We start from the raw sequence: 14,974 nt of genomic DNA on the forward strand, positions 1-14,974 counted from the left end.
AACCCAAGCAACATGATCAGCGCCTTCACCGGAACACAGATCAGGGCAGCGGAACAACCGCTTCTTGATATCGGTGAGGGCGCTGTTCTCATGCAGCGCGCGGCCCATGGCCTGGCAAACGCCGTCGTCCGTGAATTCCGTTCGGAGGGCCGCCGCGTCTACGGCTGCAGCGTCACGGTACTGGCAGGCAAGGGCAACAACGGCGGGGACGGTCTCTTCGCCGCAGCAATGCTTGCCCGCCGTGGCATGCGCACGACGGCGGTGCTCACCGCCGGTTCTGCCCATCCGGACGCTATGACGGCCTTTAGGGCGTCCGGTGGACGCGTCCACGTCCTGAGCGAGGACAATGCCGAAGAGCTAGCCGTGCTAAGTGCCGGCGCCGACGTGGTCATAGATGCCATCCTGGGCACGGGCGCCCGGGGAGGCCTCAACGGTCCAGCCGCGGAACTGATTGCTGCGTTGCAGGAGCTGAGACCGGACTTGGTTGTGGCTTGCGATACTCCCAGTGGCGTGGACGCGGACACAGGCGAAGTCCACTGGCCCGTGCTGACGGCGCGGATAACGGTGGCATTCGGGGGAGTCAAGGCTGGGTTGATGGCCGATCCCGGCGAGGGCTGCGCCGGCCGCGTAATTCTGGTACCCATCGGCATCGAGGGTCATCTTCCGGCACCCCTCCTACGCCGCTTGTCTGTCCGTGACTTGGCTGCCGTCCTGCCAGAACCCGCGCGCCGGGCTCAGAAATACACGAGGGGAGTCCTGGGCGTCGTGGCCGGTTCCGAGCGTTACACGGGAGCTGCAGTCCTCTCTGTTGAGGCCGCGGCGGCGTCCGGCGCGGGAATGGTGCGGTACCTCGGACCGGAAGTTGTGGCGCGGCATGTACTGGTCCGCACTCCCGAGGCTATTTGGGAGCCAGCCGAACCCGGACGGGTCCAAGCATGGCTGCTCGGTCCGGGCCTGGACGGAGCCGAACAATTCAAGCGGGCCCGTGACGTGCTGGCCGCAGCGTCCGGCGCCGGCCAGCCCGCCGTCGTCGACGCCGGAGCGCTGGGTCTCCTGCCGGAACGCTGCCCGCCCAACTGGATCCTGACTCCGCACGCGGGGGAGCTGGCAGACCTCCTTGGCCGCGGCGAAGTACGCTTCACGCGCGAGGATGTGGAGTCCCGGCCACTGCACTTCGTCCGCATGGCCGCGGAACACACGGGGGCGGTTGTCCTCCTCAAAGGTGCCACGACACTGATTGCGTCCCCTTCCGGAGGGGTGTTCAGTCAATCCGAGGGATGCCCATGGATGTCGACGGCGGGAAGCGGGGACGTCCTCGGCGGGATCCTTGGTGCCCTGGCTGCCGCCTTTGCGGTATCCGGGTTGGACGATGACGGCCCCTTCGCTGCCCTGGGAATCGCCAGGGACGAGAGGTGGGCGGCGGTAGCGGCCGCAGCTGCAAGCATCCACGGAATGGCAGGCAGCACCGCCTCCGCTGGAGGACCCCTGACTGCCTCCGACATCGCTCGGGCGGTCCCCGATGTCTTCCGAATCCTCCAGGAATATCGCGCTGGATAATTCCGGATGTTCGTTGAATGTCACTCAACATAGCTAGGCTGGCAACAAGTTATCCGGCACGTGAAGGAGAACACATGGACGTTTGGCCAGGATCCGCATACCCGTTGGGGGCCACCTTTGATGGCACGGGAACCAACTTCGCGCTGTTTAGCGAAAAGGCCGAAAAGGTGGAATTGTGTCTCTTTGACGACGACGGGGACGAAATGAGCTACACCGTCAACGAGGTGGACGGTTATGTCTGGCATTGCTACCTGCCGCAGGTCCAGCCAGGGCAGAAGTACGGATACCGCGTACACGGCCCGTATGACCCTGCCGCCGGCCAGCGCTTCAACCCCAACAAGCTCCTCCTGGACCCTTACGCCAAGGCCATCCACCGGCAGATCGACTGGGACCCGGCGCTTTTCTCGTACAACATGGGGGATCCGGACTCCCGAAACGACAAGGACTCCGCGGCCCACATGATGATGGGCGTCGTCATCAATCCCTTCTTCGACTGGGCCGGTGACCAGCAGCTTCGCATCCCGTACCACCGGTCGGTGATTTACGAGGCGCACGTCAAGGGGCTGACGCAGCTCCACCCGGAGGTTCCGGAGGAACAACGCGGTACCTATGCCGGCGTTGCACATCCTGCCGTGATTTCCCACCTGCAAAAGCTTGGCGTCACGGCCATCGAGCTCATGCCCGTCCACCAGTTCACCAACGACGGCATCCTGCAGGACAGGGGGCTGAACAACTACTGGGGCTACAACACCATTGGGTTCTTCGCGCCGCACAACAGCTACAGCTCCAAGGGCGATACCGGCCAGCAAGTCCAGGATTTCAAAGCGATGGTCAGAGCGTTGCACACGGCAGGCATAGAGGTCATTCTCGACGTCGTGTACAACCACACCGCCGAGGGCAACCACCTTGGACCCACCCTGTCCTTCAAGGGGATCGACAACTCCGCTTACTACCGCCTGATGGAGGGCGACCTTAAGCACTACATGGATTACACGGGCACCGGTAACTCGTTGAACGTACGCAGCCCCCATTCCCTTCAGCTGCTCATGGATTCCTTGCGCTACTGGGTCACCGAAATGCACGTTGACGGTTTCCGCTTCGACCTCGCCTCAACGTTGGCACGCGAGTTCTACGATGTGGACAAGCTGTCGACATTCTTCGAACTCATCCAGCAGGACCCCGTCGTCTCCCAGGTCAAGCTGATCGCCGAACCGTGGGACGTGGGCCCAGGCGGCTACCAAGTAGGCAACTTCCCGCCGCAGTGGACGGAATGGAACGGTCAATACCGTGACACCGTCCGCGATTTCTGGCGAGGCGAGCCCTCCACACTGGGCGAGTTTGCCTCACGGCTGACCGGATCGGCGGACCTCTACGAGCACTCCGGCCGCCGCCCGGTGGCTTCCATCAACTTCGTCACGGCCCACGACGGCTTCACCCTGGCCGACCTGGTCTCCTACAACGAGAAGCACAACGAGGCCAACGGCGAAGGCAACAACGACGGTGAATCCCACAACCGCTCCTGGAATTGCGGTGTCGAAGGCCCCACGGAGTCTCCCGTCGTCCTCGGTCTCCGTGCCCGCCAGCAGCGGAACTTCATCGCCTCCATGCTCCTCTCCCAAGGTGTCCCCATGCTGTTGCACGGTGACGAGCTCGGCAGGACACAGCGGGGCAACAACAACGGCTACTGCCAGGACTCAGAGCTGACCTGGATCAATTGGGATAGCGTGGACCAGCCGCTCGTGGAGTTCACGGCAGCCGTCAGCGCACTGCGCGCCAAGCACCCTACGTTCAGGCGCAGCCGATTCTTCGACGGGCGGCCGGTGCTTCGAGGCGAAGGCGAGCGGCTCCCGGACATCGTTTGGCTCGACATCGACGGATCCACCATGACGCCGTCGGACTGGGACAGCGGCTTCGGCCGCTCGGTGGGCGTGTTCCTGAACGGGGATGGTATCCGCGGCAGGGACAACCAGGGGCGGCGGATCACGGACGTCAACTTCCTGCTCTACTTCAACGCCCACGACGACGAAGTGGGCTTCAAAGTGCCCTCTGACGAATACGCTCCAGCCTGGGACATCATCATCGACACCGCCGGTGGCGGTGCGGACACTGAACCCATGCCCGCGGAATCGGTCCTCACTGTGGGGGCAAAGTCGCTCGTGGTCCTGCGAGCCCACAGCATCCCTGACACCGATCCGGACCACTCCGTCGCTGCCTCGCTAGCCGCGTTGTCCCAGACAACAACCTCTGAAACGGCATCCCTGACTGCGCCGGCCACGCTGACGCCAGTCGCGTCGGCGCCGAACAGGGCTCCGCTCCGGTCAGTGCCGGACCCGAAGCCTGACGCTGAAACCAAGGCTGCCGCTGCGCCGAAGAAGCCCAGAAAGCCACGCGCCCCCAAGAATGGGGGATCATGAGGACGCCTGTCTCCACGTACCGGCTCCAGATCCGGCCCTCGTTCACGCTCCACGACGCGGCGGCCCTCACAGGCTATTTGCGCGACCTCGGGGTTGACTGGGTGTACTTGTCGCCGATTTTGACTGCGGAGGAGGGCTCGGACCACGGTTACGACGTCACGGACCCCTCCACGGTCGATGCCTCGCGCGGCGGTGCCGAAGGGCTCGCCGCGCTTTCCAAGGCTGCGCGGGAGGCCGGTCTCGGGGTCTTGGTGGACATCGTTCCCAACCACATGGGCGTTGCGTCGCCTCCGCAAAACGCCTGGTGGTGGTCGCTCCTCAAGGAGGGCAGGGCCTCGCGCCATGCGGAAGCGTTCGACGTCGATTGGGACTTCGGGGACGGCAAGCTGCGGCTACCGGTCCTCGGCAGCGATGATGACCTCGACAAGCTGGAACTAGTCGACGGCGAATTGCGCTACTTCGATCACCGCTTCCCGCTAGCCGAGGGTAGCTACGTTGTAGGTGACGACGCGCGCGATGTCCATGCACGGCAACACTACGAACTGGTCGGTTGGCGCCGGGCCGACGCCGAACTGAATTACCGCCGCTTCTTCGCGGTCAACACTTTGGCCGGGATCCGAGTCGAAATTCCCTGGGTTTTCGAGGAAGCCCATGCAGAGGTCTCCCGCTGGTTCCGGGACGGGCTCGCGGACGGGCTGAGGATCGATCATCCGGACGGACTCGCGGACCCTTCCGGCTACTTGGCGCGCCTGAAGGAAACGACTGGCGGCTCGTACGTGCTTGTCGAGAAGATCCTGGAGCCGGGGGAGGAGCTTCCGGAGAATTTCGACTGCGAGGGGACCACGGGCTACGACGCGCTCGCCGACGTCGACCGCCTTTTTGTTGATCCCGACGCCGAAGTGCGGCTGGATGCCTTGGACGCCAGACTGAGGGGCACCGAAACGCCGGCCGACTACCAAGCCATGATCCACGGCACCAAGCGGCGTATCACGGACGGCATCCTGCGCTCGGAAATCCTGCGGTTGGCGCGGCTCGTCCCGGAGACTCCGGAACTGCCCAATCCAACGGCGGCGGATCCAGAGGTGGCGGACGCGCTGGCTGAAACCATTGCCTCCTTTCCGGTCTACCGAAGCTATCTCCCGTACGGCAAAGACATCCTGGCGGAGGCTGTTGAGCGGGCCGCCCGGACCAGGCCGGAGCTGGAGCAGGTGTTGGAGCGGCTGCTTCCCCTGCTGCTCGACGCCACCAGTGAATTGGGCCGCCGCTTCCAGCAGACCTCAGGCATGGTCATGGCCAAGGGCGTGGAAGACACCGCGTTCTTCCGCTACACCCGTCTTGGCACGCTGACCGAAGTGGGAGCGGACCCGACGGAATTCGCCCTGTCCCCGGCTGGATTCCACGAGCGCATGATGCACCGCCAGGCGCACATGCCGCTGTCCATGACCACCCTGACCACACACGACACCAAGCGCAGCGAAGACACCCGAGCGAGGATTTCCGCCATCTCGGAGGCCGTACCCGAGTGGGAAGCATTCGTGGACCGGATGCAGAAGGTAGCTCCGATTCCCGACGGGCCACTCGCGGTTCTGGTGTGGCAGGCCATTGCGGGTGCTTGGCCAGCAAGCCGCGAACGCCTCCAGCGCTACGTCGTCAAGGCGGCACGCGAGGCCGGCAATTCCACCAGTTGGACGGATCCGGACGAGGGGTTCGAAGCGAAGGTGGCCTCCGCCGTCGACGCCGTCTTCGATGTGCCGGACGTGACCGCTGCGCTGGAGAGATTTGTCGCGCTCTTGGACCCCTACGGAGCGTCCAACTCGCTGTCAGCAAAAATTGTTCAGTTGACCATGCCCGGCGTACCGGACGTCTACCAGGGAACTGAGTTTTGGGATCGTTCACTCACCGATCCGGACAACCGGCGCCCGGTGGACTTCGAACGGCGGAGGGCCGCTCTCGCAGCCCTCGACGCCGGTGCCCAGACGGAAGCGCGGGACGAGTTGGCCAAGTTGTTGCTGACGTCGCGCGCGCTGCGCCTGCGTCGCGACAGGCCAGAGCTCTTCAGCGGATACAGCCCCGTCTACGCTGAGGGACCCGCGGCCGACCACTTGCTCGCCTTTGACCGCGGAGCGGTCGGCGCACGTGGTGCCATCACGTTGGCCACTCGGCTCCCGCGGAAGCTTGAACTCAACGGCGGATGGCAAAGCACCTTCATCCGCCTCGCGAGCTCGGTCCAGGACGAGCTCACGGGCAACAGTTATCCCGCGGGCGAAGTGCCGCTCGCAAGGCTGCTACAGAGATACCCGGTGGCCCTGCTCGTGTCGATTACCTAGCCAGAGCACCAACGACGGCGGGCAACCGAAGCCCGGACGAGATGATTGAGGGGAGCCATGGCGGAGACGACCAGCGCGAGGAAACGATTCGATGTATGGGCCCCGTTTGCGGGGTCTGTCACTCTGCTTGCGGCAGGCCAGCACCACGAGATGCGGCCGCACGACGGCGGAGCCACCGGGTGGTGGACGGCGGACGTCCCGCAAGGCGTCGGGACGGATTACGGCTACCTCGTGGACGGCGAGGGGCCTTTTTCCGACCCGAGGTCGAAGCGGCAACCGGAGGGCGTCCACGGCCTGTCCCGCACCTTCGACGCCACCTCCTATGCCTGGAACGACGCCGAATGGCCAGGCCGCGGGATTGGCGGCGCCGTCATCTATGAGCTCCACGTTGGGACCTTTACCCCGGAGGGCACACTGGACGCGGCGGTGGAAAGACTCGACTACCTCATTGAATTGGGAGTCGACTTTGTAGAGCTTCTGCCCGTCAATGCCTTCAACGGCACCCACAACTGGGGGTACGACGGCGTGCTGTGGTTCGCGGTCCATGAAGCCTACGGGGGACCAGAGGCCTACCAGCGATTTGTTGACGCCGCGCATGCTGCGGGACTCGGCGTGATTCAGGACGTGGTCTACAACCATCTGGGGCCTAGCGGGAACTATCTGCCGAAGTTTGGCCCGTACTTGAAGTCCGGGGAGGGCAACACCTGGGGCGATTCAGTGAATCTGGACGGACCCGGCTCCGACGAAGTCCGTCAATACATTCTTGATAATGCCGAAATGTGGTTGAGCGATTTTCACGTTGACGGACTGCGCCTCGATGCTGTGCACGCCCTCCGTGACGATCGTGCCGTGCATATCCTGGAGGACTTGGCCAGCCTTGCGGATGGGATCGAAGCTGAAACCGGTGTCCCCAAGACACTGATTGCCGAATCGGATCTGAACAACCCGCGCTTGATCTACCGCAGGGACGCCAACGGCTACGGGCTGGAAGGCCAGTGGAGCGACGACTTCCACCACGCGGTTCATGTGAACCTCACCGGTGAGACCGCCGGGTACTACGCGGATTTCGATTCCTTGACCGCCTTGGCCAAAGTCCTTGAGCACGGTTTCTTCCACGACGGGAGCTACTCAAGCTTCCGCGGAAGGCATCATGGCAGGCCCATCCGCCCGGGTCTGGTCCATCCTGCCGCGCTGGTGGTGTGCAGCCAGAATCACGACCAAATCGGCAACCGAGCCGCCGGCGACCGCCTGAGTTCGAGCCTGTCTTACGGCAGGTTGGCGCTGGCCGCCGTCCTGACCATGACGTCCCCGTTCACGCCGATGCTGTTCATGGGGGAAGAGTTCGGCGCGTCCACGCCTTGGCAGTTCTTCACGTCGCATCCCGAGGAATGGCTGGCCAAGGCCACGGCAGAGGGCCGGCTCAAGGAATTCGAACGGATGGGCTGGGACCCAGCCCTGGTCCCCAACCCGCAGGACCCGGAGACATTCAACCGTTCCAAGCTCAAATGGGAGGAAACCAACGACGGCGATCACGCCCGGCTGCTCGACCTTTATCGAACCTTGGCGAACCTCAGGCGCTCGACGCCGGAGCTTGCCGCCGGCGGGTTCACCGACACACATGTTGACTTCAGCGAAGAGGACCGGTGGCTGGTTCTCAGCCGTGGCGCCGTGAGGGTCGCCTGCAACTTTGGGACGCAGCCTTTGACGAGGAACATTGACGGTAGCCTCTTGCTCGCCACGGACCCCTCGGCCGCCGTCGGGAACGGTAAGCTGACAATCCCGGGGAGAGCGCCGCCGTCGTACGCATTAAGTGACTGCACCCACATGACGGACGCCGCCGTTCCGGCCCGGGAACGGGTGGCAGGATGGTGGGTATGACTTATTCGGCAGCGGAAAACCGCTATGAAACCATGCCCTACCGCCGCGTCGGACGCAGCGGTCTCAAACTTCCTGCCATCTCCTTGGGACTTTGGCACAACTTCGGCGATGACAAGCGTTTCGAGGAACAGCGCGCCATCCTGCGCCGTGCCTTCGATCTCGGTGTGAACCACTTCGACCTTGCCAACAACTACGGCCCGCCGGACGGTTCAGCGGAAACCAACTTTGGCCGCCACCTGAAGGACGACTTCAAGCCCTACCGCGACGAACTCGTCATTTCGACCAAGGCCGGTTACTACATGTGGCCCGGCCCCTACGGGGAATGGGGCTCCCGCAAGTACCTTCTCTCCAGCCTGGACCAGTCGCTGCAGCGCATGGGCCTGGACTACGTGGACATTTTCTACAGCCACCGCCCGGACCCCGAAACGCCGCTGGAAGAAACCATGGGCGCCCTGGACCGCGCCGTCCGTTCCGGCAAGGCCCTCTATGCCGGTATCTCTTCCTACACTCCGGAACAGACTCTTGAGGCGGCCAGGATCCTCAAGGAGATGGGCACGCCGCTGCTCATCCACCAGCCCAGCTACTCCATGCTCAATCGGTGGACCGAGAACGGCAGTCCCAACCTGTACGAGGCACTTAACCAGGTAGGCGCTGGCTCAATCGCTTTCTCCCCGCTGGCACAGGGGATGCTCACCAACCGGTACCTGAACGGAATCCCGGCGGACTCACGCGCGGCCAAGGAACGGTTCTTGTCAGAAGCCGCACTGACGGAGGAAAAGCTGAGCCGGGTGCGTGGTTTGAACGCCATCGCCGATGGACGCGGCCAGACCCTCGCCCAGATGGCTATCGCCTGGATCCTACGCGAGCAGCCCAAGGGTTCAGCTGTGACCTCGGCTTTGGTGGGCGCGTCAAGTGTCGCGCAGTTGGAGGACACCGTGTCCGCGATCAACAACCTCGACTTCACCTCAGAGGAACTGACTGCGATTGACGAGTTCGCCGTCGAATCCGACATCAATCTGTGGGCACAGAAGTAGATTCCGAAAACTTAACAGAAGAACGGGGCCGGCCGGGAACAAAGCCGGCCCCGTTCAGGTTGGCTACAATGCAAAGAGCGCCGAATGGCGCTGTGCCTTTAAGACGCCGTCGTACATTCAGGTACAGACGCGCCAGGCACCTGAGGTTAGTGCTCAAAGGAGTTCCGTGTCTTCACATCCGATTCGTGTCGCCATTGTCGGTGTAGGTAACTGCGCCGCTTCGCTGGTCCAAGGTGTCCACTACTATCGCGATGCCGACCCCCAGGCCACGATTCCGGGTCTGATGCATGTTGAGTTCGGCAAGTACCACGTCAACGATGTCCAGTTCGTCGCCGCTTTCGATGTCGACAGCAAAAAGGTCGGCCTAGACCTTGCCGACGCCATCGGCGCCAGCGAGAACAACACCATCAAGATCGCCGACGTCCCGTCTACCGGCGTTACCGTGCAGCGTGGCCACACCCTGGACGGCCTGGGCAAGTACTACCGCGAGACCATCGTCGAGGCTCCGGAAGAGGCAGTGGACATCGTCGCCGCACTGCGCGAAACCAAGGCCGACGTCATGGTCTGCTACCTGCCGGTTGGTTCCGAGGAAGCCGCGCACTTCTACGCGCAGTGCGCCATCGATGCTGGTGTTGCCTTCGTCAATGCTTTGCCCGTGTTCATTGCGGGCACCAAGGAATGGGCTGACAAGTTCACTGCAGCGGGTGTTCCGATCGTTGGCGATGACATCAAGAGCCAGATCGGCGCCACCATCACGCACCGTGTCATGGCCAAGCTCTTCGAAGACCGCGGCGTCACCCTGGACCGCACGTACCAGCTGAATGTCGGCGGCAACATGGACTTCAAGAACATGCTGGAACGCGATCGCCTGGAGTCCAAGAAAATCTCCAAGACCCAGGCCGTGACCTCCAATGTCGAGGCCAAGCTTCACGCAGACGACGTCCACATCGGCCCGTCCGACTACGTCGCCTGGCTCGACGACCGCAAGTGGGCGTTTGTCCGCCTCGAAGGCCGCAACTTCGGCGATGCTCCGGTTTCGCTGGAGTACAAGCTCGAGGTTTGGGACTCCCCAAACTCGGCCGGCGTGATCATCGACGCCATCCGCGCCGCCAAGATCGGCCTGGACCGTGGTATCGGCGGCCCGCTGCTCTCGGCTTCCAGCTACTTCATGAAGTCCCCGCCCGAGCAGTTCAACGACGACCTCGCCCGCGAAAAGGTCGAAGCCTTCATCCGGGGCGACGTCGAGCGCTAGGCCGCTCTCCCGCCTACCGTCCCTCCCGGACGCTCGCTCACGTTTGTCGGGTTTTTGACGGACGCTCGCTCACTTCTGTCAGGTTTTTGACGGACGCTCGCTCACTTCTAAAGTGAGCGAGCGCCTGTCGTTAACGCTTACTCACCTTGGGTGGGTCGTGCCGATGCTTGCCCACTACACAGCGCGTGCAAAGCCTGATGCGACGGCGGGATCCACCCACGCCGATCGCAGCGCCTTCTTGATCTTCTTGGTTGCTTGTTCGAATCCATCTACAAAGTCCTCCTTGCGGAACACGAGCACAGTCCATCCGGCTGCTTCGAAAGCTTTGTCGCGGCGTCGATCGCTCAGTGACTGGGCCTCCACGAGGTGATGACCGCCGTCGTACTGAATTGCCACGCGCCTTTGGCGGAAGCCCAAATCCGCCGACGGCGAGAACGGATCGGCATCCCGCAGCCTGAGCTGAAGTTCTGGTTCCGGGACTCCCGCGTCCAGCATCGCCAAGCGAAGCAAGGACTCTGGTGCAGAATCCGCGCCCACGCGCATCAGCTCCAGCGCCTGCCGGGCACGCACCACGCCTTGCAAATTCGGATGCCGCTCCACCAGGGCACGCAGCTCTTCAAGGGTCGCGAACGGAGTGTCTCGCCCTTCCAAGGACTGCCGGGGGACGCGAATCAGCTCGTCGCCCATGCAGACGACGTCGTTCAACGGCAGCAGCCTTGCCATGTCCAGCCAGGTACGAGACCGCGTGCTGATCCGAATTCCGTCAGCGACCTCAACCTCGTCCTCGGCCGCGATCACGGTATGGCCGATCACGCCTTTGCGGCGAACTCCGGGCAATGACCGGGGCTTGCTGAGATGCAGCTCGGTTGAGTCCGAGAGCCAGGGGGAAGGCAGGAACGGCGAAGGCGGGCCGCCGTCACATGAGAAATCCAGGCACCGGGCGTAGCGGTAGACAGCGCCCGGGCGGCCGACTCAAGATCGAAGTCCCAGCCGGCCGGGCGATAAAGGCCGCGGCTGACGTTTTCGATGTCGATACGCAGGAGGCGGCCGCGCGGGACACCCTGGGCTTGGGCCTCCGCGAGCGTGAACGGTCGTGAAAGTAGTTCAACGGGAAGGGCAAACTCGTTTCGCATACCCGCATTGTTACCCAAACGGGCGGATGCCTGCAGAAGTTATCCACAGGCTCAGGATTCGGTCGATGGACGGGTCGTCCCGAAGAGGCATAGGTGAGAGAGCGTTCCTGATTTTGGCGGCAAAGTTGAGGGAGCGTCTCAGAAAAAGGCGTCATAGGTGAGCGGGCGTTAGAAGAGGCCCACCGGATTGCCGTGCTCATCCACGTCCATGCGCATCGCGGCCGGCTCCTTAGGTAAACCCGGCATCGTCATGACCGCACCGGTCAGCGCAACAATGAAGCCCGCCCCGGTCTTGGGGATTAGCTCGCGCACGTGCACCGTGAAACCCTTTGGGGCGCCCAACTGCGAGGCATCGTCGGTGAATGAATACTGCGTCTTGGCCATGCAAACCGGCATTCCGCTCCAGCCATTCTTCCGGATGTCCGCCAAGCGCCTGAGCGCGGGGACCGAGAACTCCACGCCGTCGGCACCATAGATTTCCTGCACGATCGTGCGGATCTTGTCCTCCACAGACAGGCTCAGAGGATACAAATGCCGGAAGTCCGACGGCGCTGCTGCCGCCACCGCCGCGGCGACCTTCGCCGCGAGCTGGTCACCGCCGTCGCCCCCTCCACCTCGACCCCAGACATCGGCTACCGCAGCCTGTACCCCCTCCCGGGCGCACCAAGCGAGCAGCCATTCGAGCTCTTCCGACGTATCCGTGGCGAACTTGTTGATCGCGACAACCGGTGTGACGCCGAACTTCTCGACATTGTGCACGTGCCGCTTCAGGTTCTCGACGCCGGCCGCGAGCGCCTCGACGTTTGGCTCCTTGAGCAGTTCCTTCGGGACGCCCCCTTGCATCTTGAGCGCCCTGATAGTCGCCACGACGACGACGGCGGAAGGCGCCACGTCTGCGATGCGAGCCTTGATGTCCATGTACTTTTCGGCGCCAAGATCGGCACCGAATCCAGCTTCCGTGACCACGATGTCTGCGAGCTGTTGGGCCGTTCGCGTGGCAATGAGCGAGTTGCAGCCATGAGCGATGTTGGCGAACGGGCCACCGTGTACCAAAGCCGGGGTTCCCGCGATGGTCTGTACGAGGTTCGGTTTGATGGCGTCCTTGAGCAGCATGGTCAGCGCGCCCTGGACCCCGAGGTCGGCCACGGTGACTGGCATCCGATCGTAGCTGTATCCGAAAGTGATCCGGCCCAGGCGCTCGCGGAGATCGTCCAGATCCGTGGCGAGGCAAAAGACGGCCATGACCTCGGAAGCCACGGTGATGTCGAAACCGTCCTGCCGCGGTACACCTTGAGCAGGGCCGCCCAAGCCGATGATGACCTCCCGGAGGGACCGGTCATTCATATCGAGGACCCGCTTGAAGGTCATGCGACGGGGATCGATGTTGAGCTCGTTGCCTTGGAAGATGTGGTTGTCCACGAGCGCCATGAGGGCGTTGTTGGCCGAGGTGATCGCGTGGAAGTCGCCTGTGAAATGCAGGTTGATCTCGTCCATCGGAAGAACCTGGGAGTAGCCGCCACCGGTCGCTCCTCCCTTCATGCCCAAGATTGGGCCAAGGGACGGTTCTCGCAGTGCGATCATCACTCTGTGACCGGCCCGTGCCAAGGAATCGGCGAGGCCCACCGTCGTGGTGGACTTTCCCTCACCTGCCGGAGTCGGGGACATGGCCGAAACGAGGACTATCTTGCCGGCACGCTTGGCTTCAGGGAACTGGAGCTTGGCCGGATCGACTTTCGCTTTGAACCGGCCGTACAGATCCAGGGCATCGAGATTGATCCCGGCCCGCTCTGCGATCTCCTCGATGGGACGTATGGCTGCGTTCTGGGCAATTTCAAGGTCGCTCAAGATCCTGTTTTCAGACATCTTTGTCCTCAGCTCTGTACGGAACACTGTGCGCGACAATCTATCAGGCGAGTCCCCATAGGTGAGCGAGGGTTTGGAGGATGGGCCTTATAAGTGAGCGGGCGTTTAGCTTGGGCGGACCAGGACGGCGCCGATGGCCGCCTGGTAGCTCTCGAGAGCGATGGCCGCCGTCCTCTGCCAGCCGAAGGCTTCCGCATGTACGGCAGCCGCGCGGCCCATGTCTTCACGGGTGCGGGAATCGTCGTACAAGGCTTCGATGACGTCGGCCCAGCGAGACGGATCGTGGCCGTCCACCAAAATACCTGTCCGCCCGTCCGCAATGGCTCGGGACAGCCCGCCCACATTGGCGGCCACCACCGGGGTGCCGCATGCCTGGGCCTCAAGTGCAACAAGCCCAAACGATTCGCTGAAGGATGGCATCACCACGACGTCGGCCGAACGGAACCAGGCCGCCAGCTTCGGGGCCTTGACAGGCGCGCGGTGGGTCACGACGTCGTCGAGCCCCGCGGCCGCAATGAAGGACTGCAGGTTGAAGTCCTTGGCACCGCTCAGGGCGCCCAGGACGGTCAGCTCGAGGTCGATATCGGGCCGCCGCTTGCGGAGGACCCCGGCGGCTTCGATGAAGACCTGCGGACCCTTGAGTCGTTGGATGCGTCCGGCGAACAAGAGGTGGAAACTGCCGGGCCGCACGCCGAGCTCGGCACGGGACCGGGCCCGGAACGCCGGAGTGAACACGGTGAGGTCAACTCCTGGGGGTGCGACGTCGATGTGGTCGAAATCGGCGTTGTAATGCGATACCAGTTCCTGGGCTTCGGCTGGAGTGTTGGCTACGAGGCGTGTTGCCCCCTCCACGATCCTGTGCTCTCCGTCTTCCCGCAGCCGCGGTTCGGGGCGTTCGCCGGATTGCAGCACGAGGTTCTTGACCTTGGCCATGGTGTGCATCGTATGGATCAGCGGTACGTTCCACAGCGCTGAGAGTTCCAGACCAGCCACACCGGACACCCAGTAGTGCGAATGGATGGCGTCGTAGCGGCCGTGCGGCTGGCGCTGCCGGATCCTCTCGATTTCGGCGACCATGGTGTGGAGGAGCTCAGGAAGTTCCTCTTTGGGCAGCTTCCGGGGCGGCCCCGCCAGGACGTTGTGGACGCAGACGCCGGGACCGGGATGTTCGACGGCGGGTTGCTCGGCGGACGTTGAACGGGTGAAGATCTCTACTTCCACGCCGAGATCGGCCAGCGCCATGGCCAGGGCCCGGACGTAGACATTCATGCCGCCGGCATCGCCCGAACCGGGCTGTTCCATAGGGGAGGTGTGGAGGGACAGGAACGCCACGCGCCGGATCATCGACACGGCCCACCTCCTGTACCCAACGATCAATTCAACAAGTTCCGCGAGGCGCAACCTTCCTGTGCCTCAGCGAAAACACTACTCCTGACATCCGCGGCGTCGCAGCCAATGGCGCAGCCCGGCCAACAGCGCAGCCCGGCCAGCACGGTGGCCAGCGCACCAACGCCAG

At 63.4% G+C, this 14,974-nt stretch carries 9 protein-coding genes; 6 read left to right on the forward strand and 3 right to left on the reverse strand.

The window, feature by feature from the left end:
* Positions 1–12 precede the first annotated feature (12 nt).
* The 6 genes from OW521_RS17115 (at position 13) to OW521_RS17140 (ending at position 10,462) form a co-directional block, all read left to right on the forward strand.
* Entirely contained in the window at positions 13–1,557 is a 1,545-nt protein-coding gene (locus OW521_RS17115) for an NAD(P)H-hydrate epimerase (protein WP_268020778.1), read from the forward strand.
* A 74-nt stretch (positions 1,558–1,631) separates the two neighbouring features.
* The gene (gene glgX, locus OW521_RS17120; RefSeq protein WP_268020779.1) at positions 1,632–3,971 is read left to right on the forward strand and encodes a glycogen debranching protein GlgX; all 2,340 of its coding nucleotides are present in this window, start codon (positions 1,632–1,634) and stop codon (positions 3,969–3,971) included.
* Positions 3,968–6,298 carry a malto-oligosyltrehalose synthase gene (treY, locus tag OW521_RS17125; RefSeq protein WP_268020780.1) on the forward strand — a complete coding sequence of 777 codons (2,331 nt, stop codon included), beginning with the start codon at positions 3,968–3,970 and terminating at the stop codon, positions 6,296–6,298. The genes glgX and treY overlap by 4 nt, the downstream gene beginning before the upstream one ends.
* A 57-nt stretch (positions 6,299–6,355) precedes the next feature.
* Entirely contained in the window at positions 6,356–8,176 is a 1,821-nt protein-coding gene (gene treZ / locus OW521_RS17130) for a malto-oligosyltrehalose trehalohydrolase (RefSeq protein WP_268020782.1), read from the forward strand.
* Positions 8,173–9,210, forward strand: coding sequence for an L-glyceraldehyde 3-phosphate reductase (mgrA, locus tag OW521_RS17135; protein WP_268020783.1), 1,038 nt, complete (start codon positions 8,173–8,175; stop codon positions 9,208–9,210). The genes treZ and mgrA overlap by 4 nt, the downstream gene beginning before the upstream one ends.
* 166 nt (positions 9,211–9,376) lie before the next feature.
* Positions 9,377–10,462 carry an inositol-3-phosphate synthase gene (locus OW521_RS17140; protein WP_268020785.1) on the forward strand — a complete coding sequence of 362 codons (1,086 nt, stop codon included), beginning with the start codon at positions 9,377–9,379 and terminating at the stop codon, positions 10,460–10,462.
* 174 nt (positions 10,463–10,636) lie between these two features.
* Here the strand turns inward: OW521_RS17140 and OW521_RS17145 are convergent, their stop codons facing one another.
* The 3 genes from OW521_RS17145 to mshA form a co-directional block, all read right to left on the reverse strand.
* Positions 10,637–11,275, reverse strand: a complete 639-nt coding sequence (locus OW521_RS17145; RefSeq protein WP_268020787.1) for an endonuclease domain-containing protein — start codon at positions 11,273–11,275, stop codon at positions 10,637–10,639.
* 488 nt (positions 11,276–11,763) lie between these two features.
* Positions 11,764–13,458, reverse strand: coding sequence for a formate--tetrahydrofolate ligase (locus tag OW521_RS17150; RefSeq protein WP_268020789.1), 1,695 nt, complete (start codon positions 13,456–13,458; stop codon positions 11,764–11,766).
* Between the two features lie 105 nt (positions 13,459–13,563).
* On the reverse strand, positions 13,564–14,808 hold the full coding sequence (gene mshA / locus OW521_RS17155) for a D-inositol-3-phosphate glycosyltransferase (RefSeq protein ID WP_268020790.1): 1,245 nt from the start codon (positions 14,806–14,808) through the stop codon (positions 13,564–13,566).
* Positions 14,809–14,974: the final 166 nt, after the last annotated feature.

Origin of the sequence: Arthrobacter sp. MMS18-M83 (genome assembly GCF_026683955.1) — a bacterium.
GTDB lineage: Bacteria > Actinomycetota > Actinomycetes > Actinomycetales > Micrococcaceae > Arthrobacter.

Bases quoted from the DNA above. Each gene is read 5' to 3' on its own strand.
- OW521_RS17115 (WP_268020778.1), top strand. From the start codon at position 13: ATGATCAGCGCCTTCACCGGAACACAGATCAGGGCAGCGGAACAACCG.
- glgX (WP_268020779.1), top strand. From the start codon at position 1,632: ATGGACGTTTGGCCAGGATCCGCATACCCGTTGGGGGCCACCTTTGAT.
- treY (WP_268020780.1), top strand. From the start codon at position 3,968: ATGAGGACGCCTGTCTCCACGTACCGGCTCCAGATCCGGCCCTCGTTC.
- treZ (WP_268020782.1), top strand. From the start codon at position 6,356: ATGGCGGAGACGACCAGCGCGAGGAAACGATTCGATGTATGGGCCCCG.
- mgrA (WP_268020783.1), top strand. From the start codon at position 8,173: ATGACTTATTCGGCAGCGGAAAACCGCTATGAAACCATGCCCTACCGC.
- OW521_RS17150 (WP_268020789.1), bottom strand. From the start codon at position 13,458: ATGTCTGAAAACAGGATCTTGAGCGACCTTGAAATTGCCCAGAACGCA.